Raw genomic sequence first — 23046 nt, forward strand, 5'->3', positions numbered from 1 at the left:
CCGCGGCTCCCCCGCAGAAGCGGGAGAGCTGCGGCGCCCTCGCCTCACCTGAAGACGGTGGGGCACGCGTAGGACGCGGTCGGGCCTTCGCAGCCCAGATAGGTCGGGCAGCGCAGCGACGGCGGGCAGCGCACGACGACCGACGGCGGGCACCAGGGAGTCGGCGGGCAGCGCGGCGTCCGCGGGCAGCGCACGACGGACGGCGGGCACCACGGGGTGACCGGCGGCGTCGGGCACGGCAGCCCGGCCGAGGGGCACCACTCGGTCGGCAGGATCCCCGGGCCGGTGCCGGCGCCGGAGCCGTAGTAGACGGTGTCCGTTCCGCCGCCCGAGCCGTAGTAGACCGTGTCGGTCCCCCCGCCCGAGCCGTAGTAGACGGTGTCCGTCCCACCGCCCGAGCCGTAGTAGACGGTGTCGGTTCCGCCGCCGGAGCCGTAGTAGACGGTGTCGGCCCCGCCGCCGGAGCCGTAGTAGACGGTGTCCGCCCCGCCGCCCGATCCGTAGTAGACGGTGTCCGTCCCGCCTCCCGAACCGTAGTAGACCGTGTCGGCCCCGCCACCCGATCCGTAGTAGACGGTGTCGGCCCCGCCGCCCGAGCCGTAGAAGACCGTGTCGCTGCCGCCGCCGGAGCCGTAGACGACGGTGTCGGCGCCGCCGCCCGAGCCCTGGACTCCCCGGAACTGCTCCTGGAACCCGCCCGGCGGGCAGAAGCGCGTGGGGCACGCGTCCACCGCCGACGCCGGACAGCGGATGACCGCCGACGGCGGGCAGCGGACGGCGATCGAGGGGATGCAGGGCCGCGCGACCGACGGGACGCAGGGCACGATCCCCGAGGGGCAGCGGACGAGCACCGAGGGGCCGCAGGGGCGCACCACCGACGGCCGCGGGCAGACGATCGCCGACGGGCCGCACGGGAACGCGAGGGATGCCGCGCCGGCTGCTCCGGCCGCGCCGAAGGCCACAGTGTCGGCGTTCACGGTGTCGCTCCCCATCCCCCCGCCCGCCGCCACCGTGTCGCTCCCCTCCACGCCGCGGCGCGCGGCCGGCGGGTTGACGCGAAGGCCCGGCGTGGGATTGACCACCGGCGTGAATCCCCAGATCTGCCAGCAGTTGGGCTTGGTCGGGCAGAACAGGCTGGGACAGCTCAACGAGCATTCCTCCGAGCGCGGGATCGCGAAGGCGCCGGGGGCGACGCCTCCGCGGGCCGCCACGGTGTCGCCCACGTTCTGGTCCCACACCGGCCCCTCGAAGAAGCCCGCGCGCTGGCGGGTGCCGCCGGCCGGGCCGTGCAGCGCCTGCGCGTCCGCGCGGATCCACACCAGCGTCCTGGCCAGCGGCCCCTCGCCCCCCGACGGCTCGGTGTGGAGGATGTCGTCGTTGGGGACGTCGGCGTAGCCGGAGAGCTCGGCGTCGAAGTAGATGCGGGTGTGTCCCTCCTCGTTCGACGCGCCCAGGTAGCCGCTCAGCAGCCGCGTGCGCGGCGGGTCGGCCGGGTCGCCCACCAGCCGGGCGACGAAGTCGTCGCCGGGGAGCACCGGTCCTGGGGAACCGCCACCCGCCTCGTCCTGGTCAGACATAGGGGCCTCCGGAATAGGGAGGGAGGGAAGGGGAAGGGCCGGCGGTGCGTGCGGCACCGCGGCCGCCGGTGGGTCCGCGGGAGTGGGGCGCATTTTCCGCCCGGCGCGCGCGCCGGGAGCGGGGGAGCCCGGGGCAATCCCCGTGCCCGCTTCCGCGCCGATGCGGCCTCTCCGCGGACGCGGGTGCCCCGGCGCGACTTGCGGCCTCCCCGGTAATCAGCCGTTTGCCGCGCGCGCCGGCGCCTGCGGGGCGCGCGAGGGACAAAGCGGGACACCGCTGCCGCGCCCGGCGCGCCCGCCGGCGGCCGCGGCGAGATCCGGAATTCCGGCCGCGGAGGAGCACGAAGGGGACGCACCGGGCCGCGCGCTCCCCGCGCGGAGCGCGTCGCGGGCCGACTCATCCGCCCGTCCTCCCGTCGGAGAAATTCCGGATTAATCGGCGTCCAGAGATCGGCGAAACGTTCTTGAACGATGGTTCGGGATGAGGCGTAAAACTCCGCGGCAGACCTTCTGAACATGCTCGTATCTATGGGCAAATCAAGGGTTTAGGCCACTTTAAACCTGAACAGCTCGGTGCAGTGCACTGTTCAGGTGCACCGGATTGGTGCACTCGCGCGGGTGTCCACTACTCATCTGTTTACGCCGGAATTCCCTGGCAACACTCGTTTTCGTCGAGCGGCGCGATCGGGGAACACCCCTTGCCTTAGTCCGGGCGACTCCCCACGCACCCGTTTGGAGGTCGCCCCACCCGCCGGCTCGTCCGGACCGGCGCCGTCCGCGGGGCGTGGGGGAAGTCGGCAGGACCCAGTTCAACCCCACCCTCTCGGAGGACCATGCATCACAGACCCACACCCGTGCCCCGCGCAGCCGCGTGGGCCCGGGCGGGCGGCCTCGCCGCACTGGCGTCGGCGCTGGCCGCGGGCGGTCTCGGCGCGCAGACGTGCGCGCGGACGATCCGGGCGGAGGTCGTGGCGATCGACCAGGCGATCTGGTACAACCGCCTGGGCGCGCACGACCCCACCGCCATGATCTACGCCCTTAAGCGCGACGTGGTGCCCGCCAGCGGCACCGTGCTCTCCGCCGGCAACGCCAAGCTGCGCCCGGGCAAGCGGCCCCGTCCGCTGACGCTCCGGGCCAACGAGGGCGACTGCCTGCAGATCGTCTTCACCAACCTCCTCTCCAGCACGGCCCTCAGCAACCAGCCGGGGACGCGCGCCGCCAGCGTGCACGTGATGGGGATGCAGAACGTCACCGGCATCGCCGACGACGGCAGCAACGTGGGCGCCAACGCCAGCAGCCTGGTGGAGCCGGGCGCCACGCGCACCTACACGCTGTACGCCGAGAAGGAAGGCACCTACCTGATGTACAGCGCCGCCCAGACCACGGGCGGCGACGGCGACGGCGGCACCCTCTTCAAGGGCCTCTTCGGGGCCCTGAACGTGGAGCCCAGGGGCGCCGAGTGGTACCGCAGCCAGGTGACCGCCGAGGACATGGCGCTCGCCACGCGGAAGGACGGCGCCGGCAACCCGGTGCGCACCGCGCAGGGGCACCCGGTGATCAACTACGACGCCGTCTACCCCACGGGGCACGCGCTCGCCGGCCGGCCGATCCTGAAGATGCTCGTCAACAACGAGATCGTGCACGGCGACCTGACCGCGGTGATCACCGGCCCCAACAAGGGGAACTTCCCCCCGGGGACCTTCCCCCCCGTGGTGGTGGAGCGCGACCGGCACCGGCCGTTCCGCGAGTACACCATCGTCTTCCACGACGAGGTGGGGCTCGTGCAGGCGTTCAACAACGTCTTCGAGGACCCCAAGTTCGACCACACCCTGCACTCCGGGCGCGACGCCTTCTCCATCAACTACGGCACCGGCGGCATCGGCGCCGAGGTGCTGGCCAACCGCTTCGGCGTGGGGCCGATGAAGGACTGCACCGAGTGCAAGTACGAGGAGTTCTTCCTCACCAGCTGGGCGGTCGGCGACCCGGCGATGGTCGTCGACGTGCCGGCCGACGCCGACGCCAACGGCGACGGGATCCCCGACCGGGGCGCCAAGGCCACCAAGGCGCTCTTCCCCGACGACCCGTCGAACGTGTACCACAGCTACATGAACGACCACGTGAAGTTCAGGAACCTTCACGCGGGGCCCAAGGAGCACCACATCTTCCACCTGCACGCCCACCAGTGGCTGCACTCGCCGAACTCCGACAACTCGACGTACCTGGACTCCCAGGCGATCGGGCCGGGCGGCGGCTACACCTACGAGATCACCTACGACGGCGGGAGCAACCGGAACAAGACGCCGGCCGACGCCATCTTCCACTGCCACTTCTACCCGCACTTCGCCATGGGCATGTGGGGGATGTGGCGCAACCACGACGTCTTCGAGGCGGGCACCCAGCTGGGCACCGACGGCCGCCCCGTGGCGGGCGCGCGCGCGCTGCCGGACGGCGAGATCGCGGCCGGCACGCCGATCCCGGCGCTGGTGCCGCTGCCGACCTACGCGCTGGCCCCGATGCCGACGGCGACCATGCCGGGCTACCCGTTCTACATCCCGGGCATCGCCGGGCACCGGCCGCCCAAGCCGCCGCTCGACACGCGCGTGGACGGCGGGCTCAACCGCCACGTGGTGCGCAGCGGCACGGCCCACGCCCCGCCGCTCAACCGGCTGGACTTCAGCAAGGAGAACGTGACCATGGTCGCGGACTCGCTGCCGGAGAACGGCACCCCGCGCGAGCAGGCGGCCATGGCGTTCCACGCCCGCCGCTCGCAGCCCACCTTCCGCTTCGACCCGAACACGGGCGCGGTGGTGGCCGACACCTTCCTCACCAACGGCCGCCCCCCCGTGGCGGGCGCGCCGTTCGCCGACCCCTGCATCGACGACTTCGGGCGGCCCACGGGGACGCCGCGCCTGTACAAGGCGGCCGGCTTCCAGGTCGACGCCAAGTACAACAAGGCGGGGTGGCACTTCCCGCAGCACCGCATGTTCTCGCTCTGGCAGGACGTCGACTCGGTGATCCGCGGCGTGCGCCCGCCCGAGCCGATGTTCATCCGGGCCAACACCGGTGACTGCATCGAGTACCGGCTGGTGAACCTGATCCCCAAGGACTACGAGCTGGACGACTTCCAGGTGAAGACGCCCACCGACGTCATCGGGCAGCACATCCACCTGGTGAAGTTCGACGTGACCAGCTCCGACGGCGCGGCGAACGGCTTCAACTACGAGGACGGCTCCATGTCGCCGGGCGAGGTGGTGGAGCGCATCCACGCCATCCGCCGCCAGAACGGCTGCAGCGGGCTGGACTCGGGCGACCCGCGCGACGGCAGCTTCGCCTGCCCCGTGGCCGAGGCGCACCCCTTCTTCGGGGCGGGCCCCAACGGCACCTGGATCGGCGCGCAGGAGACGGTGCAGCGCTGGTACGTCGACAACGTGCTGAACCAGCAGGGGAAGGACCGCACGCTGCGCACGGTGTTCACGCACGACCACTTCGGACCCTCCACCCACCAGCAGACCGGCCTGTACGCCGGCCTGGTGACCGAGCCCGCGGGCTCGCGCTGGCGCGACCCGGAGACGGGCACCTTCTTCGGCAGCCGCGACGACGGCGGGCCCACCAGCTGGCGGGCCGACATCCTCACGGCCGCCGCCGACTCGAGCTACCGCGAGTTCAACCTGCAGATCGCCGACTTCACCCTGGCCTACCGGGCGGGGTCGAACAACGCCCTGCGCCCCTTCACCGACCCGGCCACCGGCCACACGGTGCTGGGGATCGCCGACCCGGCCAACGCCGTCAACCCGGCCGGCAAGTTCGAGGACGCGCTCCCGAACCTGCTGATGCCGCCCGTCCGCAAGGGGCACTGCCCCAGCGAGAACGAGAGCGTGGCCGCCACCCTCACCCCGCCGTGCCCGGAGCTGCTCTCCGCGGACGACCCCGGCACCATGGCGGTGAACTACCGCAACGAGCCGCTGGCGCTCAGGGTGCGCAACCCGAGCTCCAACACGCAGGCCACGGGCGACGCGGGCGACCTCTCGCTCGGCTTCTCGTCGGTGGTCACGCGCGACGACCCGGCGTTCAACGTGCAGCCCGGCTTCTACCGTCCGCTCACCAACGGCGTGGCGGGGGGCGACCCCTTCACCCCGCTGCTGCGGGCGTACGAGGACGACCGGGTGCAGGTGCGCGTGCTGGTGGGCGCGCACGAGGAAGGGCACAACTTCAGCGTGAGCGGCGTCGAGTGGCTGTTCGAGCCCTCCGACAGCGCGTCGGGGTACCGCAACAGCCAGATGATGGGGATCAGCGAGCACTACGAGTTCGTGCTCCCGCCGCTTCCCAGCAACACCAACGGCAACGCGGCCGACTACCTGTACCAGGGCGGCTCGGCCACCGACGACCTGTGGAACGGCATGTGGGGGATCCTGCGCGCCTACCGCAGCACGCAGAACGACCTGCTGGCGCTGCCGAACAACACCGACGGCTCCACCGCGCTCACCCAGTCGACGACCACGTACGACGGCACGCTCGCCAGCGAGTCGAGCACCACCTCGTCGACCGCGGTGATGGAGGAGCCGTGCTGCACCACCGGCGAGCCGGTCTACACCACCACCGACACCGGTGACAGCGCCGACGACCCGATCGTGGGCGGCGACGGCACCGGGAGCGGCACCACCACCGTCGAGGAGCCGACCTACACCGACACCTGCACCTCCGACGGCACCACGACGACGGCCGACGGGACGACGTCGACGGACGCGTACGCGATCTCGGACCCGTGCCTCCAGGCGCAGTCGGCGGCGGGGCAGGGCCCCGGCTTCGGCGGGGGCAACGGGTTCAAGGGGGTCTGCCCCACGGGCTCGCCGCTGCGGCAGTTCGACGTGAGCGCGGTGGCGGCCAGCGTGGCGCTGCCGAACGGGCGGCTGGTCTACAACAGCCGCACCACCAACGGCGGGCCGCTCAACGACCCGTCGGCGATCATGTACGTGTACACGGTCGACCTGAACACGAACGGGACGCTGAAGTCCACGGCGCCGGTGGAACCGCTGGTCCTCAGGGCCAACGCCGGCGACTGCATCGAGGTGGTGCTGCGCAACAAGCTGCCCGCCACGCTGCAGGACCCGGACGGGTTCAACACCCTGCCGATGATCGTGGACCAGTTCAACGCCAACCACGTCGACCCGTCGCGGCGCGTGGGGCTGCACCCGCAGTTGGTGGCCATGGACGTCACCAGGAGCGACGGCAGCCGGGTGGGCTTCAACCCGCAGACGGTGGTGGACCCGGGCAAGCGCATCACCTACCAGTGGTTCGCGGGCGAGGTGTCGCTGCAGGGCGGCGTCATCACCAGCAAGCCGGTGGAGTACGGGGCGATCAACCTGATCCCCTCGGACCGCATCAAGCACCCCAACAAGGGCGCCATCGCGGCGCTGGTGGTGGAGCCGCAGGGCGCCACCTGGACCACCGACGCCGGCACCCGCGCCTCGGCCACCGTCACCAAGGCCGACGGCGTGACCTTCCGCGAGTTCGTGGCGCTGTTCCAGAACGACGTGAACCTGCGCTTCGGCAGCGCGTTCGCGGGCTTCGCGGCCGGCGGGCCGGTGCCGAACCTGGCCGACGCCGAGGACGCGGAAGACTCGGGGCAGAAGGGCTTCAACTACCGGACGGAGCCCCTGTGGTTCCGGATGGGCTTCGCCCCGAACACGCCGCTGGAGACCACGCGCGGCTTCAACTTCCGCAACGCGCTCAGCAACGTGCAGGTGGGCGGCAACCCCCAGACGCCGGTGTTCACGGCGACCGCGGGGCAGTCGGTGCGCTTCCGGGTGCTGCACCCCGGCGGCCACGCCCGCAACCACGTGTTCCAGCTGCACGGGCACGCGTGGGAGGAAGAGCCGTACCTGCGCGGCTCGACGGTGCTGGGCCACAACCCGCTCTCGGAGATCAAGGGGTCGCAGATCGGCCACGGCCCCACCAACCACTTCGACGCGCTGCTGAAGGGCGGCGCGGGCGGCCGGTTCCGGATCACGGGCGACTACCTGTTCCGTGACCAGAGCTCGTTCCACTTCGACGGCGGCATGTGGGGGCTGCTGCGGGTGACGGCCGGCACGGGCAACAACGGCGCCGACGCCGACAACACCGGCGGCACGACGTCGAGCACCAACACCACTCCCCTGACCTGCACGACCGACAAGAAGGGCAACACGGTCTGCAGCTGATCCACTAGTCGGTTCGGTCCGGAAGGCCGGCCCGCGGGGAAACCCGCGGGCCGGTTCTTTTTGCGGGGATCGTCCGGGATCGGAGAACCGCAACCGCATGTCTCACGCAGAGTCAGCAGAGTCAGCAGAGGAAAACCGTGCCGAGCGATGAAGTTCTCTGCTACCTCCGAGGCCGGCACGCCCACGCGCATCCGGGTGCTGCAGCCGGGCGGGCACTCGCGCAACGGGGTGTTCAACCTGCACGGCCACACCTGGCAGGAGCTGCCGTACGTGGGCGCCTCGACGCGCCTGGGGAACAACCCGCTCTCGGAGTGGAAGGGCGCCCAGTTCGGGCACGGGCCCAGCAACCACTTCGACGTGCTGCTCAGGAACGGGGCCGGCGGCAAGTTCCGCATCCCGGGCGACTACCTCTTCCGGGACATGACCTCGTTCCACTTCGACGGCGGCCTGTGGGGGCTGCTGCGGGTGAAGGCGCCCGCCACCACCACGACCACGACGACCACCACGACGTCGGGCACGACGTCGGGCACGGCCACCCCCACCTCGTCGATGCCCACGGCGATGCAGTGATCCGGACGGCGCAGCACCCTGCGTCGAGCAGAAAGGCCGGCCCGCGGGAGCGATCCCGCGGGCCGGTTCGCTTGCGCGCGAGGGAACGGCGGGGGCTCCGTCGTACTCCGACCTGCTCCGGCGCGGCGGCGGGGGCCCGCACCCGCCGCCGTAGAGCGGCAACCCTCTCCCAACTTCGGGAGAGGGTGGACTTTACGCCTGCGGTGCGGGGGATTTCACGCTGAAGCCTCGTAGGGGCGAGGCACGCCTCGCCCGGCAGATGTTGGCTCGTGCACGGCAGGCGGCCTCTTGCGCTGATGCCGCCGATGTACGGACTCGCATGCTCGCCCCTACGCAAACCGGGCATCGCGCGCGAGGAACCCGCGTGAGGGATGCGCGCCCGACAGGGCCGGGACGCCGCCGCGACAGGGGTATCGTGGCGGCGGTGGCCCGGCGCCGTTGGGCACGGTCGTATCGTGCCCTACGGCGCGCGCAGCCCGGCCCGGAGCGCAGCGGAGGGACACGCCCCAACGAGCCGTTGAGGTTGCAGTTCAGGTGGTTCAAAAAAGACTCCGCCCGGCGGCAGGCAGCCGTCGGGCGGAGGTGAAGCGGCGTCGAGACGAGGGAGTTCCTACAGCCCGAGCGCGCGGGGGATGTTGATGCGGCCCTTGCCGTAGAAGGGGTCGGTGCCGGGCTCGCCCAGGTCGTCGACGCTGCCCAGGATCACGTCGCGGACGAGGCCCGGGTCGCGGCCGTGCCTCGCCACCAGCAGCGCCACGAGCCCCGCCACGTGCGGCGCCGCCTGGCTGGTGCCCTGGTACCCCGCGAGGAAGACCGCCGTCGGGCGCGAGCTGCAGTTGTGCGGCAGCAGCGCCCCCGTGGCGGGGTTGTACACCAGCTTGGTGCGCGAGCAGAGCGAGTACACGAACGACCGCGTGGTCACGGCCACGGTGGAGTCGCCGCTCGGCACCCGGACGGTTTTCGCGTTGCCGCCCGGCGCGGCCACGTCGATCACCGAGCGCCCGAAGTTGCTGAACGAGGCCGGCGCGTCGGGCTCGGGGAACGGACCCGCGCCGCCGCCGTCGGCGGTGGGGCCGGTGGCCGAGACGCAGAGCACGTTGGGGAGGCCGCAGTAGTTGGCCTGGAAGCTCCCGTCGTGGTCCAGGTCCGACTGCGTGTTGCCGGACGCCACCACCACGGTGACGCCCTTGCGGTGGGCGTAGTTCAGCACGCGGTTGTACAGCGCCCGGCACCCGTGGCACTCGCTCTTCAGGAAGCCGCCGCCCAGGCTCAGGTTGATCACGTCGGCGCCCTGCTGCACGGCGTACAGGATCCCCTGCAGGGTGGTGGCGTCGCTGCACGCGCCGGCGAACACGCTGCACACGCGCACCGCCAGCAGGGTGGTGCGCGAGGTGACGCCGGCCAGCACCACGCCGTTGCTGGCCACCTGGCTGGCCACGTTGGTGCCGTGCCCCTCCAGGTCCGACACCAGCGGCCGGGTGGGGAAGCGCACGCGCATCACCGAGTCGTCCCGGGCCACGAACGAGCGCGAGCGGGCCAGGTCCACGCGCCCCGCCAGGTCGGGCCCCGAGGGGTCGATGCCGGTGTCGAGGATGGCCACCGTCACCTGCGCCGAGCCCAGCTGCCCGGCGCGCCACGCGGCCTCGGCGCCGACCGCGCGCATGTTCCACTGCCAGGAGTACAGCAGCGAGGTGTGCGGCGCCGCGGCGCTCGTGATCGCCGCGTCGGAGGCGAGCTCGGCCTCGACCTCGGGCTCGCTCTCCTCGCGCCCGCGCGACTCCAGCGTGAAGGTGCGGTCGGCGCCCACCGACTGCACGCCGTCGGAGGCGGCCAGCCCGGCGGCGGCGGCCTGGTCGAGCCCGGCCACCACGGCGCCGCCGATCGGCTCCAGCAGCGCCTCCACGCGCCCGCCGAGCGCCGCCACGCGCTCCTCGAAGCCCTTCGGCGAGCCCTGCGCGGCGTGGAACACCACCACGTAGCGTCCCTCGCCGGCGTCTTCCGCGGTGATGGAGGCCCGCGTGCCGGCGAGGGGGTCCAGCGGCGCGCCCTGGTCGGCGCACCCGGCGAGGCCGGCGCCGAGCGCGAGCACGAGCGCCCTGATCTTGGTCATGGGTCGGGTCCCTGGAGTGGGGGAAAACGCCCCGGCGGGGTGGCGCCGGGGCAGGACTGCATCCCTGAGTACGAAAGTACGGAGGTCCGAGAGTACGAAACCGACAGGAATGCGCCAGGAGACGCACGTATTCCGAACCCTACATCATACTGGGGACGGTGTCCTCCGTCAACCCCCGGATAATGATTCTAAGTCTATGGTAGATATTCACATACAGCGGTTTTCAACAATGACTCCGAGGGTGCGCAGCAGGAGGTTCGTCGTGTGCGCCTGGAGCAGCTTCCCGCGCCTAATACGCCTGCGGTGGGGGACGGTGCTTCGCGGAGGACGCGTGGCGGCGGCGCTTCCGGTCCCGCGCGCGGCGGCAGCCATCGGGTGCCGGCGGAGTAGAGTCCTCGGTCGCGCCCCGCCGATCGTACCGGGGCGGCTTCCGTGCGGCGCTCCCTCGGAATGACATACCACGAGGACTGGCTGACAGCGCCTGGCCGCCAGACCCTTGCACTCACGCACTCACGCACTTCCGTACTTTCGCCACTCCCGTACTTTCGCACTTCGCACTCCCGTACTTTCGCACTTCGCACTCCCGTACTCCCGATGTCCCCATCCGGCCCGGTTGAATGCCGCGGGCCTCTGCGGTAACTTTTCGGGATGCCTGAGAAAGAGAGCCTGATCGTCCGCGGCGCGCGGGAGCACAACCTCAAGGACATTGACGTCGAGATCCCCCGCGACCGCCTGACCGTCATCACGGGGCTGAGCGGGAGCGGGAAATCGTCGCTGGCTTTCGACACCATCTACGCCGAGGGGCAGCGGCGCTATGTGGAGAGCCTCTCCGCGTACGCCCGCCAGTTCCTGGGGATGATGGAGAAGCCCGACGTCGACTCGATCGAGGGGCTCTCGCCCGCCATCTCCATCGAGCAGAAGACCGCCGGCCGCAACCCGCGCTCCACCGTGGGGACCGTGACCGAGGTCTACGACTACCTGCGCCTGCTCTGGGCCCGCGTGGGCACTCCCCACTGCCCCAGCTGCGGGCGGCCGGTGGAGCGGCAGAGCGCCAGCCAGATCGTGGAGCGGGTGATGGCGCTCCCGCCGGGGACGTGGGTGGAGGTCCTCGCGCCCGTGGTCCGCGGCCGCAAGGGCGAGTTCCGCGACCTGTTCGAGGAGCTGCGCCGCAAGGGGTTCAGCCACGCCCGCACCGACGGCGGCGTGCACCGGCTGGAGGAGCCGCCCGCGCTCAACCGCCGCGCCAACCACGACATCTCCATCTTCGCCGAGCGGCGGGTGGACGTCTCCGAGGAGAACCGCTCGCGCATCGCCGACGGCGTGGAGACGGCGCTCAGGACCGCCGAGGGCGTGGTGGAGGTGATCGCCCACGCCCCCGAGGGCGAGCCCGAGCGGCACCTCTTCTCCGAGGCGTACGCCTGCCCCACCTGCGGCATCAGCATCCCCGAGCTGGAGCCGCGCCAGTTCTCGTTCAACTCGCCGTACGGCGCCTGCCCGGCGTGCGGCGGCCTCGGCACCCGCAAGGAGCCCAACCCCGAGCTGGTGCTGGCCGACGCGTCGCTCTCCATCCTGGAAGGCGTGGTGCTGCCCTGGGGGGTGCCGCGCGGGCACCTGCGGGGGACGATCCTGGAGGGGCTGGCCGCGGCGCTCGGCTTCGACCTGAACGCCCCCTGGCGCGAGCTCCCCGAGAACGTGCGGCAGATCCTCCTGCACGGCGTGCCGGCGGGGGACGGGAAGCGGGGCGGGGGGCCGAAGGTGAAGTGGGGCGGCATCCTCAAGGACGTCTCGCAGCGCTACCGCGAGACCACCAGCGAGGCGATGCGGGAGACGCTGGAGGAGTACATGTCCACCCTCCCCTGCAACGCCTGCGGGGGGGCGCGGCTCAAGCCCGAGAGCCTGGCGGTGACTGTCGCCGGGCGCTCGGTGGGCGACGTGGTGGCGCTGCCGGTGAGCGAGGCGCTGGCGTTCTTCGACGCCGTGGACGCGCTCCCGCACCTGCCGCGCGAGATCGCCGGGCCGATCCTCAAGGAGGTGCGCGAGCGGCTCTCCTTCCTGGTGAACGTGGGGCTCGAGTACCTGACCCTCGGCCGCTCGGCCGAGACGCTCTCGGGGGGCGAGGCGCAGCGCATCCGCCTGGCCACGCAGATCGGCTCGCGGCTGGTGGGCGTGCTCTACATCCTGGACGAGCCGTCGATCGGGCTGCACCAGCGCGACAACCAGCGGCTGCTGGACACCCTCTGCCAACTGCGCGACCTGGGGAACACGGTGCTGGTGGTGGAGCACGACGAGGACACCATCCGCGCGGCCGACCACGTGGTGGACCTGGGCCCGCGCGCCGGCCGCCACGGCGGCGAGGTGATCGCGGCGGGGACGGTGGACGACATCGTGGCCTCGCCCGGCTCCCTCACCGGGGCCTACCTGCGCGGCGAGAAGCGGATCGAGATCCCGGCGCAGCGGCGCGCGCCGCGCGACGGGCACGCGCTGGTGGTCGAGGGCGCGCGCGAGCACAACCTGCGCGGGCTGGACGTGGAGATCCCGCTGGGGTGCTTCGTGGCGGTGACGGGGGTGTCGGGGTCGGGGAAGAGCACGCTGGTGAACGACATCCTCTGGAACGCGCTGGCGCGGAAGTTCTACCGGGCCAAGACGATCCCGGGGGCGCACGCCGGCATCCGGGGGCTGGAGCTGCTGGACAAGGTGGTCGACATCGACCAGAGCCCGATCGGGCGCACGCCGCGCTCCAACCCGGCCACCTACACGGGGATGTTCACCATCGTCCGCGAGCTGTTCGCGGAGCTCCCCGAGAGCAGGATGCGCGGCTACACGCCGGGGCGCTTCTCGTTCAACGTGAAGGGCGGCCGCTGCGAGGCGTGCCAGGGCGACGGGCTGGTGAAGATCGAGATGCACTTCCTCCCCGACGTCTACGTCCCCTGCGACGTGTGCCGGGGGAAGCGCTACAACCGCGAGACGCTGGAGGTGTTCTACAAGGGCCACTCCATCGCCGACGTGCTGGAGCTCACGGTCGACGACGCGCTGGAGCTCTTCGAGGCGGTGCCGCGGCTCCGGCGCCACCTGCAGACGCTCTCGGACGTGGGCCTGGGCTACATCCACCTGGGGCAGAGCGCCACCACGCTCTCGGGCGGCGAGGCGCAGCGGGTGAAGCTGGCGTCGGAGCTGTCGAAGGTGGCGACGGGGCAGACCTTCTACATCCTCGACGAGCCCACCACGGGGCTGCACTTCGAGGACGTGCGGATGCTGCTGGAGGTGCTGCACCGGCTGGTGGAGAAGGGGAACACCGTGCTGGTGATCGAGCACAACCTGGACGTGATCAAGACGGCCGACTGGATCATCGACCTGGGCCCCGAGGGCGGCCCCCTGGGCGGCGAGGTGGTGGCCGCGGGCCCGCCGGAGGAGGTGGCGCGGGAGCCCCGCTCGTACACGGGCCAGTTCCTGGCGCGGCTCCTGGGCGTGACCCCGGTGGAGAGCGTCCCCGCCGCCCCCAAGTCGGCCAACGGGCGCCGGCGCGGGCGGGCGCGGAAGGTGTGAGGCATTTGCTCAACGACTTAGCCACGCGTCAGGCTGAGTTATGAGTAGCATGCCAGCATGTCGGTTACGAATTGCTCGGTAGCTCGGATCACTTGGACGAAGGCGTACCCCTGACAGTGGCTTGAACGTGTCGATGAACACGAAACTGGAAATCTTGCGTGCTTTGTCCTTCGGAGCGCGTGTGGCAGAAGAGGAGACTGCCTCTCTTGCGAAGTATTTTGTTGCGACCGAGCAATGGCACCGTTTGCAAAATGGAGAGATTGACATCGTCTATGGACATAAAGGCTCGGGGAAGAGTGCTTTATATTCAACCTTGCTCGAGACGGCCGGTGATCTTGCGCAGAGGCGGATACTGGTAGTTGCAGGTGAAGATCTAGTTGGGCGACCTGTCTTCAAAAAACTCCTTGATGATCCCCCTGAGTCTGAACGTGAGTTCTCACGGCTTTGGAAACTATACTTTTTGCAGTTGGTCGGCGAAGTTTTCCGTCAGCAGCGTTTCGACGCGCCAGAAGCCCGGAAGCTGGTTTCGGCACTGGAAGCTGCCGGCCTTTTGCCGAAAGAAGGTGGCCTCGCGTCGAAGCTGCGCGCGGCCATTACATACTTGCGCCAGCTTGCGTCTCTGGAAGGTGTCTCCGGAACGATAGAGATTAATCCACTTACGGGAATGCCTGCCGGCTTTACCGGGAAGCTGCTTTTCCGGGAGCCAGCGGTAAGTGGCCGAACGTCCGATTTGATGTCCGTGGACAGTGTTCTGGACAGCGCAGACGTAGTCCTCGATCGCGTTGGATACCAGATCTGGATTCTACTCGACCGCTTGGATGTCGCATTTGCCGAGTCAGAAGATCTGGAAAAAATCGCCCTGCGTTCGCTTTTCGGGGTCTACGCTGATTTTCGGGCGTATCGATCGATCAAGCAGAAAATTTTTCTCCGTACCGACATCTGGGAGCGTATCACTGAAGAAGGATTCCGAGAAGCAAGCCACATCACTCGAGACACTCGGATCGAGTGGGATCGGCATACTTTGCTGAACCTGATTATTCGACGAATTGTGCAATCGAGACCACTTTTAGAAAACTACTCGGTTACCGCAGAGAACGTATTGAGCGACCTCGAAGAGCAAATGAAGCTCTTTTATCGCATTTTCCCGCTGACGATAGCGACAGAGAGCGGGGAGATACCGACGTTCGATTGGATGCTTAGCCGAACCGCGGATGGAACAGGGCGGACTGCACCACGCGAGCTCATTCATCTGCTCACCGAGGCGCGGGTGCTTCAGTTGAGAACTCTCGAGATTGGAGGGAAGTGCCCGAAGGAAGAGGCCCTGATTTCGTCAGAGAGTGTGCGTGAGGCTCTACCCGAGGTGTCGAGGGCACGTTTGCATCAGACGCTGCTCGCAGAGTATCCTAATTACCGAACTTACCTGACGAAGCTGAAAGGGACCGTCGCACAATACTCACCTGATGTCTTGAGTGACTTGTGGGGGGTGACTCCATCTTGGGCGCTCAGCGAAGCAGAAGCACTAACAGAGATCGGTTTTTTCGAGAGAAGAGGGACTCGTAATCAGCCAGTGTATTGGGTGCCGTTTCTGTACAGGCCGGCGCTAGACCTCCAAGCTCCAGGATTTAATGGTACGGCGAAAAACGGTCTCGCCGCGGCGCTCGCCCGCTGGTTTGAAGAGAGAGCGGAGCCCGGCGTTGTCTCCGTCTATCTCTTTGGGAGCCACGCCGAGGAACGCGCACACCGCGAGAGCGATGTGGACGTGGGGGTGCTGGTGGACTGGAGCGTCCACCCGTCGCGCGAAGCGCGGTGGGAAATGCGCGTGTGGCTCACTTCGGAGGTAATCCACGCGCTCCATCACAACGAGGTGGACCTGATCGTCCTAAACGATGTACCCCCGACGCTTGGACGGAAGGTAGTACGAGACGGTGTTCGCGTCTTCTGCAACGATTTCGAGGCGGATCACGCCTATGTCCGCGACGTTCAACTCCGGGCGGCGGACCTCGACATCTGGTTGCGCCGCATGCGCCGGTTGACCTTGGATTCCCTGCTTCGATGACGTATCTAGTAGAGCGGCTTCTCGAGCTGCGCAAGCATCTGGATCACCTCCATAAGCTGCGGCCCCGCGTCCGGTCCGCTGCGAATCTCGAGCGCGACCTTTCGCTCCACAACGACGTTCTGTTTTCGTTGATAAGGCTTGCTCAACTCGTCATCGACATTGCTGGCGAATTGGGGAGTCGGAAGGGACTGCGGTACGACGACTACACGGAGGCCGTGCGCAATCTCCACGCGTACCCCGAGTTTCCGGACTCCTTGGTCGAGCGGCTCACCCCGATTCCGGGATTTCGCAACGTGCTCCTGCACGAGTATGTGAACTTCGATCTGGACCGGGCCGTCGCTGCGCTGCGGAATCTCCAGCCGGTGGAAGATTTCCTTCAGATCGTCGCTGAGATAGAGTCGGATGAGCGAGGCGGAAACGGCTCCACAGCGTGAAGCCGCCGGCGGCGTCAACGCCTTCGTGGGGACCTGGCGGCTGCGGCCGGAGGCGTCGCGCTACGAGCACGGGCAGCCCCCGCGCGAGGCGGTCTACCGCATCGAGCGCGAGGGCGAGTGGCTCCTCTTCGCCGCGCGCTGGACGGGCGCCGACGGGCGGCGGCTGGAGATGTCGTTCGCCGGCGTCGCCGACGGCGAGCCGCACCCGTACGACGACCCCGAGGTGGCCGACACGCTCACCGTGCGCCTGGCCGACGCGCGCACGCTCGACACCATCGCCGCGAAGGACGGCCGCGAGGTCGCCTTCGGCCGCCGCGTGCTCTCCGAGGACGGGCGCGTGCTCACCGTCACCCAGTCCGGCACCCGCCCGGACGGCTCCCCGTTCGTGAACGTCTCCGTCTACGACCGCGCCTGATCTCCTCGCTCCCGCTGCCCCTCTCCAACCTGCGCGCCACTTGCGCAAATCTGATGCGCCGTACGAGCTTCCAGGCCTTCGCCCGCCGTTTCGCCGATACCTCCCGATCCCACTGATCCGATGCAGAAGCCTTCCCCGCGAGCCCTGTCGCGGCTGCTGCTGGCGTGCGCCGCCCTGGCCGCCGCGCCGCTCTCCGCGCAGGAGGCCCGCCGCGAGCCGGAGAACTGCCATCGCGAGCGCCCCCGCCGGGATCCCGACGAAGCCGCGCGCGACTCCGTGCGCCGGACGATCCGCATGGCGATCCGCGACGACGCGCGCGAGTCGGCCCGCGCGGCCGGGGTGGCCGAGCCCTCGGGGCTGATCCTCATCCTCTTCGACCGGCGCGCGCCGGCGGAGGCGAGCATCCGCACCCACCGGACGAACGTCCCCGATTCGGTGCTCGCGGGGGTCCTCCAGCGCGCCCTGCCACGCCTGACCTCGTGGCCGCTGGAGCGCGGCGACTCCGACGTCGCGCTCTACTCCCGCCTGGACGCCGACATCCCGCCCGACAGCGGCGCGACCACCGAGTGCGAGCCCGGGCTGGCGAACCGCACGGCGATCGCACGACTCATCGGCCGGTACGCCCTTACCCTGCCGCCGACGGGGAACCGGGAGACCACGCACCTCAAGATGCTCCTCACGCGCGACGGCGAGATCGCGTACGCGGAGGTGGACCGCCCCAGCCGCGAGCCGCGCCTGGACGCGTACCTGCTCTCGCTGGTGCCGCGCATGGAGTTCACCCCGGCCGCCGTGGACGGGAAGACGGTGGACGTGTGGGTGACGCTGCCGCTGACGGTCGTCGCGCCCGACCCGCCGCGCTACAGCCGCCCCTGACGACCGCCGGCGCCCTCGCAAGGGATTTGCGTCGGCGCCCGGCGTGAGCCGCCCGCGCCCCTCCGCCTCCGCGCCCGCCGAGCGCGACCCGCACCTGCGCCTGCCGCCGCCCCTGCGCGCGGCGCGCGTGGCCGAGGTCGCGTTCATCGTGCTGACCTCGTACTTCGCCCTCTCGCTGCCCATGGGCGGCAGCGAGGCCGAGCGGATGATCCAGGCCCGCCTGGTGTTCGAGGCGCTGGCCGCGCTGGTGGTGCTGGTGATGCTCCCGCGCCGCCCGGCCCCGATCCGCACCGCCGCGATGGTGCTGGCCGTGTTCGTCCTGGTGGGGTGCGTCCCCGGGCTGGTGGTGGCGGCGGGCGCGCTGGGGGGCGGCACCACCTCGTACGCGCTCGGCTTCCTCCTCTCCTTCGCCGCCTGCGCGAGCCAACTGGTGGTGCTGGCCTGCTGCGCCTCGGTCCGCCGCGAGCGGCTCGCCGCTTGAGCACCAGGGGATAGGGAATCAGGGGACAGGGGACAGCCAGCACCGATTTCCGTTCCACGCTGAGCCCGCGAACTACCTCTCCCGAAGTCAGCCGCGCGGGTCGGCGTACTTCGCACCTCGCACCGCCGTCCGGGCCTTGCGGCGCTCCGGCCGCGGCGGCATCGTGGGCGTATGGACGACCCACGGGAGCTGCTCGCCGCGGGGGAGCGCATCCTCGCCGGCGCATTGGGAGGAGGCGTGCGCTTGGGCGCGCCGGAGCGGCTGGGCGGCACGCGGCGGCGCTCGGGCGTCTGGCGCGTCCCGCTGGCCGGGGGGCCGTCCGGCGCGCCGGAGAGCGTGGTCCTCAAACGCGCCACGGGCGACGACGGGCCGGCGTTCGACTCCGACGGCGGCGATGAGCCGGAGTCTCCCGTGTCGCGCTTCTTCGCCGAGTGGGCGGGCTACCTCTTCCTGGGCACCGTGGCCGGCGGCGCGATGGCGCCCCGCCTCTACGGCGTGGACCGCGCGCTGGGGGTGCTGGCGCTGGAGGACCTGGGCGAGGGCGAGTGCCTGGCGGACCGGCTGACCGGCGCGGACCCGCACGCCGCCGAGCGCGCCCTGCTGGCGTACGCCGCGGCGCTCGGGCGGCTGCACGCCGCCACTGCCGGCCGCCGGGCGGAGCTCGACACCGTCCGGGAGCGGATCGGCGCGCGCGGGGAGACGGACGCGGAGCGCGAGACGCGGCCCGGCGTCTGGCGGCGGGAGTGCGTGGCGCCGTTCCTGGCCGCGTGCGAGTCGCTGGGCGTCGGCGCCGCGCCGGGCGTGGAGCGCGAGGCCGACGCCGTGGCGGCGATGGTGGAGCGCCCCGGCGCGCTGGAGGCGTTCACCCCCGGCGACACCTGCCCCGACAACCACCGCCTGGAGGGCGGCGGGGTGCGCTTCTTCGATTTCGAGTTCTGCGGCTTCCGCCACGCGCTGCTCGACGCGGCGTACTTCCGCTCGCCCTTCCCCTCCTGCTGGTGCGTCCACCGCCTCCCGGAGGGCGTGCCGGCGCGGATGGAGGCCGCGTACCGCGCCGAGCTGGCTCCCGCCCGCCCGGAGGTGGCCGACGATGCGGCGTTCAGGGCGGCGATGGCGCGCGCCTCGGCCTACTGGCTGCTGTGGACGCTCGGCCTGGCGCCGGACCACGGGCTGGACCTGGCGGGCGCGCTCGCCCAGGACCGGCCGTGGGGGCCGGCCTCGGTGCGCCAGCGGCACCTGCTGCGGCTGGAGACCTTCGCGGCCCACGCCGACGCGCGCGGCACCCTCCCCGCGCTGGCGGAGACAGCCGCCGCGCTGGCCGGCCGCCTGCGCGCGCTCTGGCCCGATGCGAGCATGCCGCTCTACCCGCCCTTCCGTGCCGCCGCGGAAGCCGCCGACGCACGCGCTCCCGTCCGCTGCGCATGACCGACCTCTCCGCCGCGTCCGCCGCCCCCGCCGGCCGCCCGCGGCTCGCCTGGCAGCTCCGCGCCGCCCGGATCGGAGAGGCGCTCTTCCTCCCCGCGGGGCTGCTGATGTGGATGGCCCAGCCGCTGGACCAGCCCGCGGCGCTCCTGGCGGTCGGGCTGCAGCTCGCCGTGGCTGCGGCGGCGCTGGTGGGGCTCGGGCGCCGCTCGCGCCTGGCCTGGGGCGCCGCCCTGCTGCTGGCCGCGTTCTTCGTCCAGAAGATCCTGGCGCGCGGCCACGTGCTGCTGGAGCAGGCGCTGGCCACCGGGAGCCGCGAGCACCAGATCGGGCTGGCGCTGGCGGCGTGGGTGCTCGCCACGCAGCTGGTGGTGCTGGTGAGCTGCCTGGCCATGCTCCCCGGCCGCCACGGCGACCTGCGCTGAGCGAGATGGCGGACGCCGAGTGGGGGGCGTTCCTCCTGCGCGCGCTGCGGATCGCGGTGCTGGCGTACGCGGTGCTCGCGCTGGGGGCGTGGCTCCTGGCCGACCGGCTGATGTTCCAGCCGCAGGCGCCCGGCTACCGCGACTCGCCCGGGGTGGTCCGCATCCCGGTGGGGCGCGACACCCTCGCCGCGTTCTGGCTCCCCGACCCGTCCGCCCGCTACACCGTGCTCTTCAGCCACGGCAACGCCGAGGACATCGGCGACGACCTGCCGTTCCTGGAGGAGATGCGCGGCGCCGGCTTCTCCGTCTTCGCCTACGACTACCGCGGCTACGGGCTCAGCACCGGCCGCCCGGGCGAGCGCCGCGCCTACCGCGACGGCGCCGCGGCGCTCGCCTGGCTCACCGGCCGGCTGGGCGTGCCCGTGGACCGCGTGATCGTGCACGGGCGCTCGCTGGGCGGCGGGGTGGCCACGGCGCTGGCCGCGCGCGAGCCGGTGGCGGGGCTGGTGCTGGAAAGCACCTTCACCAGCGTCTTCGCCGTCGCCCCGGGGGTGCGCCTCTTCCCCTTCGACCGCTTCCGCAACGAGGCGCGGCTGAAGCGCGTGCGCTGCCCCGTGCTGGTGGTCCACGGCACGGAGGACGAGGTGGTGCGCTTCTCCCACGGCGAGCGCCTGTTCGCGGCGGCGCCGGGACGCAAGCGGAAGCTCTGGGTCGACGGCGCCGGGCACAACGACCTGGTCCCCGTCGCCCGCGAGCGCTACTGGGAGGCGCTGCGGGACTTCGCGCGCTCGCTGGAAGCCCCCCCGGCGCCGTAGGGAGGCCCCCTCCCCCGCGCGGCCCCTCGGCTGCTCGTTCCTTGCAGCCGGAGGGCGCGCTCCCCCCCGCTGCGCGGTAGGGGGGAAACACCCCGGCGCTTCGCGCGACGAAATCCGGATTCGGGAGAACGGGGTTGCAGTTGAAGCCTCGCGGGGTTTGCGAGGCTTTCTGCCGTTGTCGCCGCGGCTTCAGCCGCCCGCAACCCCCCTCGTGCCGCGCCCTTTCCGATCGGCGGCGAGACAGGTTATGTTTCTGGCCCGCAACCGGTTCCGTCCCCGACGCGCACCATCACCTCCCCCCCGAATTCCCCGACGATGAAGAAGCGCGGCTTTCTCACCCCGTTCGTCTTCCTGGCGCTGCTGTTCGGCGCGGTGTGGCTCTACTTCACGCCGTACCTGGCGCTCCAGCGGCTCCAGGACGCCGCCGAGGCGGGCGACGTGGAGACCATGAACGAGCTGGTCGACTTCCCCGCGCTGCGCCAGAGCGTGAAGACGGGCGTGAGCACCGCCGTGGCGCGCGGGATCGGCGACGAGGGCAACCCGCTGGCCCGGGTGGGCGGGATGCTCGCCGGCACGCTGGCCGCGCCGCTGGTGAACACCTTCGTCTCGCCCGAGGGGATCGCCGCGCTCACCCAGGGCCGCCGTCCCGACCAGGGCGGCCGGTCCGGCGACGGGGACGACGACCGGGTGAAGGTGGAGGGGATCGACGTGGAGCGCGGTTACGAGAGCATGGACCGCTTCGTGGTGCGCTTCGTCGACGAGGAGAGCGGGAAGGAGCGCGTCTCCCTGGTGATGCGCCGCGAGGGGATCGCCGGCTGGAAGCTCTCGGGCGTGCGCCTGCCGGAGGAGGAGAAGGAGTGACGCCGCGACGCATCCGGTCCCTGTCGACGGCACTCTCTCCGGTTTCGAAGAAGGCCCTCTCCGCCGCGCTGCTGGCCGCCGCCCTCGCCGTGGGCGCGAGCTCCGCCGGCCTCGCCCAGTCCGGCGGGCCGCGGCCGTGCGCGTACGAGCACGGCACCGCGCTGACGCACCTCCCGGACGGCCGCACGCTCGCCGAGGCGTGGGAGGCCGCCCGCACCGGGCCGCTCCCCGACCCGCGCCCCGACGAGCTCGTGATGCTCCCCCTGGTGCCCGGCGCTTCCGAGCCGGAGGCGGTGAACGGGATGCGGGTCGCCACCATGCTCGCGAGGAACTATCCGCCGGAGCTGCGCGATGCGGGCATCACCGGGACCACCGTCCTGCTGGTGTGGATCGGCGCCGACGGCCGGGTCGCCGAGGTGCGCGTGGTGCGCCCCGCGTCCGACCTGCGCTTCGACGAGGCGGCGGTGCGGGTCATACGCTTCCTGCGCTTCCGCCCGTCGCGCGTGGGGGACTGCGCGGTGGCGGGCTTCCACGTGGTGCCGGTTTCGTTCCTGCTGTCCTAGCCTTCCCGCATCCGGCGACCCCCGCCGCGGGACACGCCCCCGCCGACACCGGCCTTGCCCAGCGGCGACCGGGGATGCGACCATGTCAGGACTATATCTGTGCGGAAACCGCGTGGACGTCCGATCCCGCTACCTGATTCCCTGCCAGCCATGAAGAGGATTCCGCCTCTGCGGTCCTGCTCGCGGCCGCGCTCCCCGCGTGCGCCGCGCCGGTCCCCGCCCGGCCCCGGCCCCCGAGGCGGCGCCCTGCGTCTACCCGCACGGCACCGCGCTGACGCACCTGCCGACGGGAGCAGCGTGGCCGAGGCGTTCGCCGCCGCCGCGGAGCACGCGGCGCAGAGCGCGGGGGGACGCACGGTGTACGGGGTGGCCGGCGCGTCGGAGCCGGAGCTGGCCAACCAGCGCCAGGTGGCGCGGAGCATCGCCCACCACTGCCCGCGCCGGCTGGTCAGGAAGAAGAAGGAGGGCGTCGTCTCGCTCTTCGTGCTGATCGGCGCGGACGGCAGGGCCGCGGACGTGCTGGTCCTGCGCCCCGCGGGCGAGCCGGAGCTCGACGCGGCGGCGGTGCAGGTGGTGCCGGAGATGCGCTTCCACCCCTCCCGCGCGGGCGGGTGCGCGGTCCCCGCCTTCGCCGAGATCGCCGTGACGTTCACCCTGGACGGCTACTACTTCATCCGCGTCGTCCCGTAGGCGGGGCGTGGCAC

The 23046-nt window shown here is 71.2% G+C and carries 16 protein-coding genes; 14 read left to right on the forward strand and 2 right to left on the reverse strand.

The features are described 5' to 3' along the window. Positions 1 to 44 precede the first annotated feature (44 nt). Complete coding sequence (locus tag VF746_32390) at positions 45 to 1577, reverse strand: hypothetical protein (GenBank protein HEX8697164.1); 1533 nt, start codon at positions 1575 to 1577, stop codon at positions 45 to 47. Between the two features lie 854 nt (positions 1578 to 2431). Between VF746_32390 and VF746_32395 the strand changes: the two genes are divergently transcribed. Further along, positions 2432 to 7774 (forward strand): multicopper oxidase domain-containing protein, encoded by a 5343-nt coding sequence (locus tag VF746_32395; GenBank protein HEX8697165.1) that lies wholly within the window; start codon positions 2432 to 2434, stop codon positions 7772 to 7774. A 147-nt stretch (positions 7775 to 7921) separates the two neighbouring features. Then, positions 7922 to 8344, forward strand: a complete 423-nt coding sequence (locus VF746_32400) for a hypothetical protein (GenBank protein HEX8697166.1) — start codon at positions 7922 to 7924, stop codon at positions 8342 to 8344. 610 nt (positions 8345 to 8954) lie between these two features. On the opposite strand, the gene VF746_32405 is transcribed toward VF746_32400, so the two are convergent. Next, a complete protein-coding gene (locus VF746_32405; GenBank protein ID HEX8697167.1) occupies positions 8955 to 10454 on the reverse strand; it encodes a S8 family serine peptidase in 1500 nt (499 codons plus the stop codon). Positions 10455 to 11102: 648 nt separating this feature from the next. Here VF746_32405 and uvrA point away from each other — a divergent pair. The 12 genes from uvrA (at position 11103) to VF746_32465 (ending at position 23032) form a co-directional block, all read left to right on the forward strand. Further along, on the forward strand, positions 11103 to 13997 hold the full coding sequence (uvrA, locus tag VF746_32410; protein HEX8697168.1) for an excinuclease ABC subunit UvrA: 2895 nt from the start codon (positions 11103 to 11105) through the stop codon (positions 13995 to 13997). A gap of 133 nt (positions 13998 to 14130) precedes the next feature. Further along, complete coding sequence (locus VF746_32415) at positions 14131 to 16053, forward strand: nucleotidyltransferase domain-containing protein (GenBank protein ID HEX8697169.1); 1923 nt, start codon at positions 14131 to 14133, stop codon at positions 16051 to 16053. Next, the gene (locus VF746_32420; GenBank protein HEX8697170.1) at positions 16050 to 16487 is read left to right on the forward strand and encodes a HepT-like ribonuclease domain-containing protein; all 438 of its coding nucleotides are present in this window, start codon (positions 16050 to 16052) and stop codon (positions 16485 to 16487) included. The genes VF746_32415 and VF746_32420 overlap by 4 nt, the downstream gene beginning before the upstream one ends. Continuing rightward, positions 16456 to 16902 carry a hypothetical protein gene (locus tag VF746_32425; GenBank protein HEX8697171.1) on the forward strand — a complete coding sequence of 149 codons (447 nt, stop codon included), beginning with the start codon at positions 16456 to 16458 and terminating at the stop codon, positions 16900 to 16902. The genes VF746_32420 and VF746_32425 overlap by 32 nt, the downstream gene beginning before the upstream one ends. A gap of 120 nt (positions 16903 to 17022) precedes the next feature. After that, the gene (locus VF746_32430; protein HEX8697172.1) at positions 17023 to 17775 is read left to right on the forward strand and encodes a hypothetical protein; all 753 of its coding nucleotides are present in this window, start codon (positions 17023 to 17025) and stop codon (positions 17773 to 17775) included. 43 nt (positions 17776 to 17818) lie between these two features. Continuing rightward, positions 17819 to 18256: a hypothetical protein gene (locus tag VF746_32435; GenBank protein ID HEX8697173.1), complete on the forward strand. Its 438-nt coding sequence runs from the start codon at positions 17819 to 17821 to the stop codon at positions 18254 to 18256. Positions 18257 to 18427: 171 nt separating this feature from the next. Next, complete coding sequence (locus VF746_32440; protein ID HEX8697174.1) at positions 18428 to 19681, forward strand: hypothetical protein; 1254 nt, start codon at positions 18428 to 18430, stop codon at positions 19679 to 19681. Further along, positions 19678 to 20103 carry a hypothetical protein gene (locus tag VF746_32445; protein ID HEX8697175.1) on the forward strand — a complete coding sequence of 142 codons (426 nt, stop codon included), beginning with the start codon at positions 19678 to 19680 and terminating at the stop codon, positions 20101 to 20103. Before VF746_32440 ends, VF746_32445 begins: the two co-directional genes overlap by 4 nt. Before the next feature lie 5 nt (positions 20104 to 20108). Beyond that, positions 20109 to 20918: an alpha/beta hydrolase gene (locus VF746_32450; GenBank protein HEX8697176.1), complete on the forward strand. Its 810-nt coding sequence runs from the start codon at positions 20109 to 20111 to the stop codon at positions 20916 to 20918. Positions 20919 to 21233: 315 nt separating this feature from the next. After that, entirely contained in the window at positions 21234 to 21779 is a 546-nt protein-coding gene (locus tag VF746_32455) for a DUF2939 domain-containing protein (protein HEX8697177.1), read from the forward strand. Beyond that, complete coding sequence (locus tag VF746_32460; GenBank protein HEX8697178.1) at positions 21776 to 22342, forward strand: energy transducer TonB; 567 nt, start codon at positions 21776 to 21778, stop codon at positions 22340 to 22342. Before VF746_32455 ends, VF746_32460 begins: the two co-directional genes overlap by 4 nt. A 297-nt stretch (positions 22343 to 22639) precedes the next feature. Then, positions 22640 to 23032: an energy transducer TonB gene (locus VF746_32465; protein HEX8697179.1), complete on the forward strand. Its 393-nt coding sequence runs from the start codon at positions 22640 to 22642 to the stop codon at positions 23030 to 23032. The last annotated feature ends 14 nt before the right edge of the window (positions 23033 to 23046 follow it).

Origin of the sequence: Longimicrobium sp. (genome assembly GCA_036389795.1) — a bacterium.
In the GTDB taxonomy this organism is placed as follows: domain Bacteria; phylum Gemmatimonadota; class Gemmatimonadetes; order Longimicrobiales; family Longimicrobiaceae; genus Longimicrobium.

Coding starts and splice junctions, on each gene's coding strand:
- VF746_32430 (HEX8697172.1), top strand. CDS start 17,023: ATGCAGAAGCCTTCCCCGCGAGCCCTGTCGCGGCTGCTGCTGGCGTGC.
- uvrA (HEX8697168.1), top strand. CDS start 11,103: ATGCCTGAGAAAGAGAGCCTGATCGTCCGCGGCGCGCGGGAGCACAAC.
- VF746_32400 (HEX8697166.1), top strand. CDS start 7,922: ATGAAGTTCTCTGCTACCTCCGAGGCCGGCACGCCCACGCGCATCCGG.
- VF746_32415 (HEX8697169.1), top strand. CDS start 14,131: ATGAACACGAAACTGGAAATCTTGCGTGCTTTGTCCTTCGGAGCGCGT.
- VF746_32425 (HEX8697171.1), top strand. CDS start 16,456: ATGAGCGAGGCGGAAACGGCTCCACAGCGTGAAGCCGCCGGCGGCGTC.
- VF746_32455 (HEX8697177.1), top strand. CDS start 21,234: ATGAAGAAGCGCGGCTTTCTCACCCCGTTCGTCTTCCTGGCGCTGCTG.
- VF746_32390 (HEX8697164.1), bottom strand. CDS start 1,577: ATGTCTGACCAGGACGAGGCGGGTGGCGGTTCCCCAGGACCGGTGCTC.
- VF746_32440 (HEX8697174.1), top strand. CDS start 18,428: ATGGACGACCCACGGGAGCTGCTCGCCGCGGGGGAGCGCATCCTCGCC.
- VF746_32420 (HEX8697170.1), top strand. CDS start 16,050: ATGACGTATCTAGTAGAGCGGCTTCTCGAGCTGCGCAAGCATCTGGAT.
- VF746_32405 (HEX8697167.1), bottom strand. CDS start 10,454: ATGACCAAGATCAGGGCGCTCGTGCTCGCGCTCGGCGCCGGCCTCGCC.
- VF746_32450 (HEX8697176.1), top strand. CDS start 20,109: ATGGCGGACGCCGAGTGGGGGGCGTTCCTCCTGCGCGCGCTGCGGATC.
- VF746_32445 (HEX8697175.1), top strand. CDS start 19,678: ATGACCGACCTCTCCGCCGCGTCCGCCGCCCCCGCCGGCCGCCCGCGG.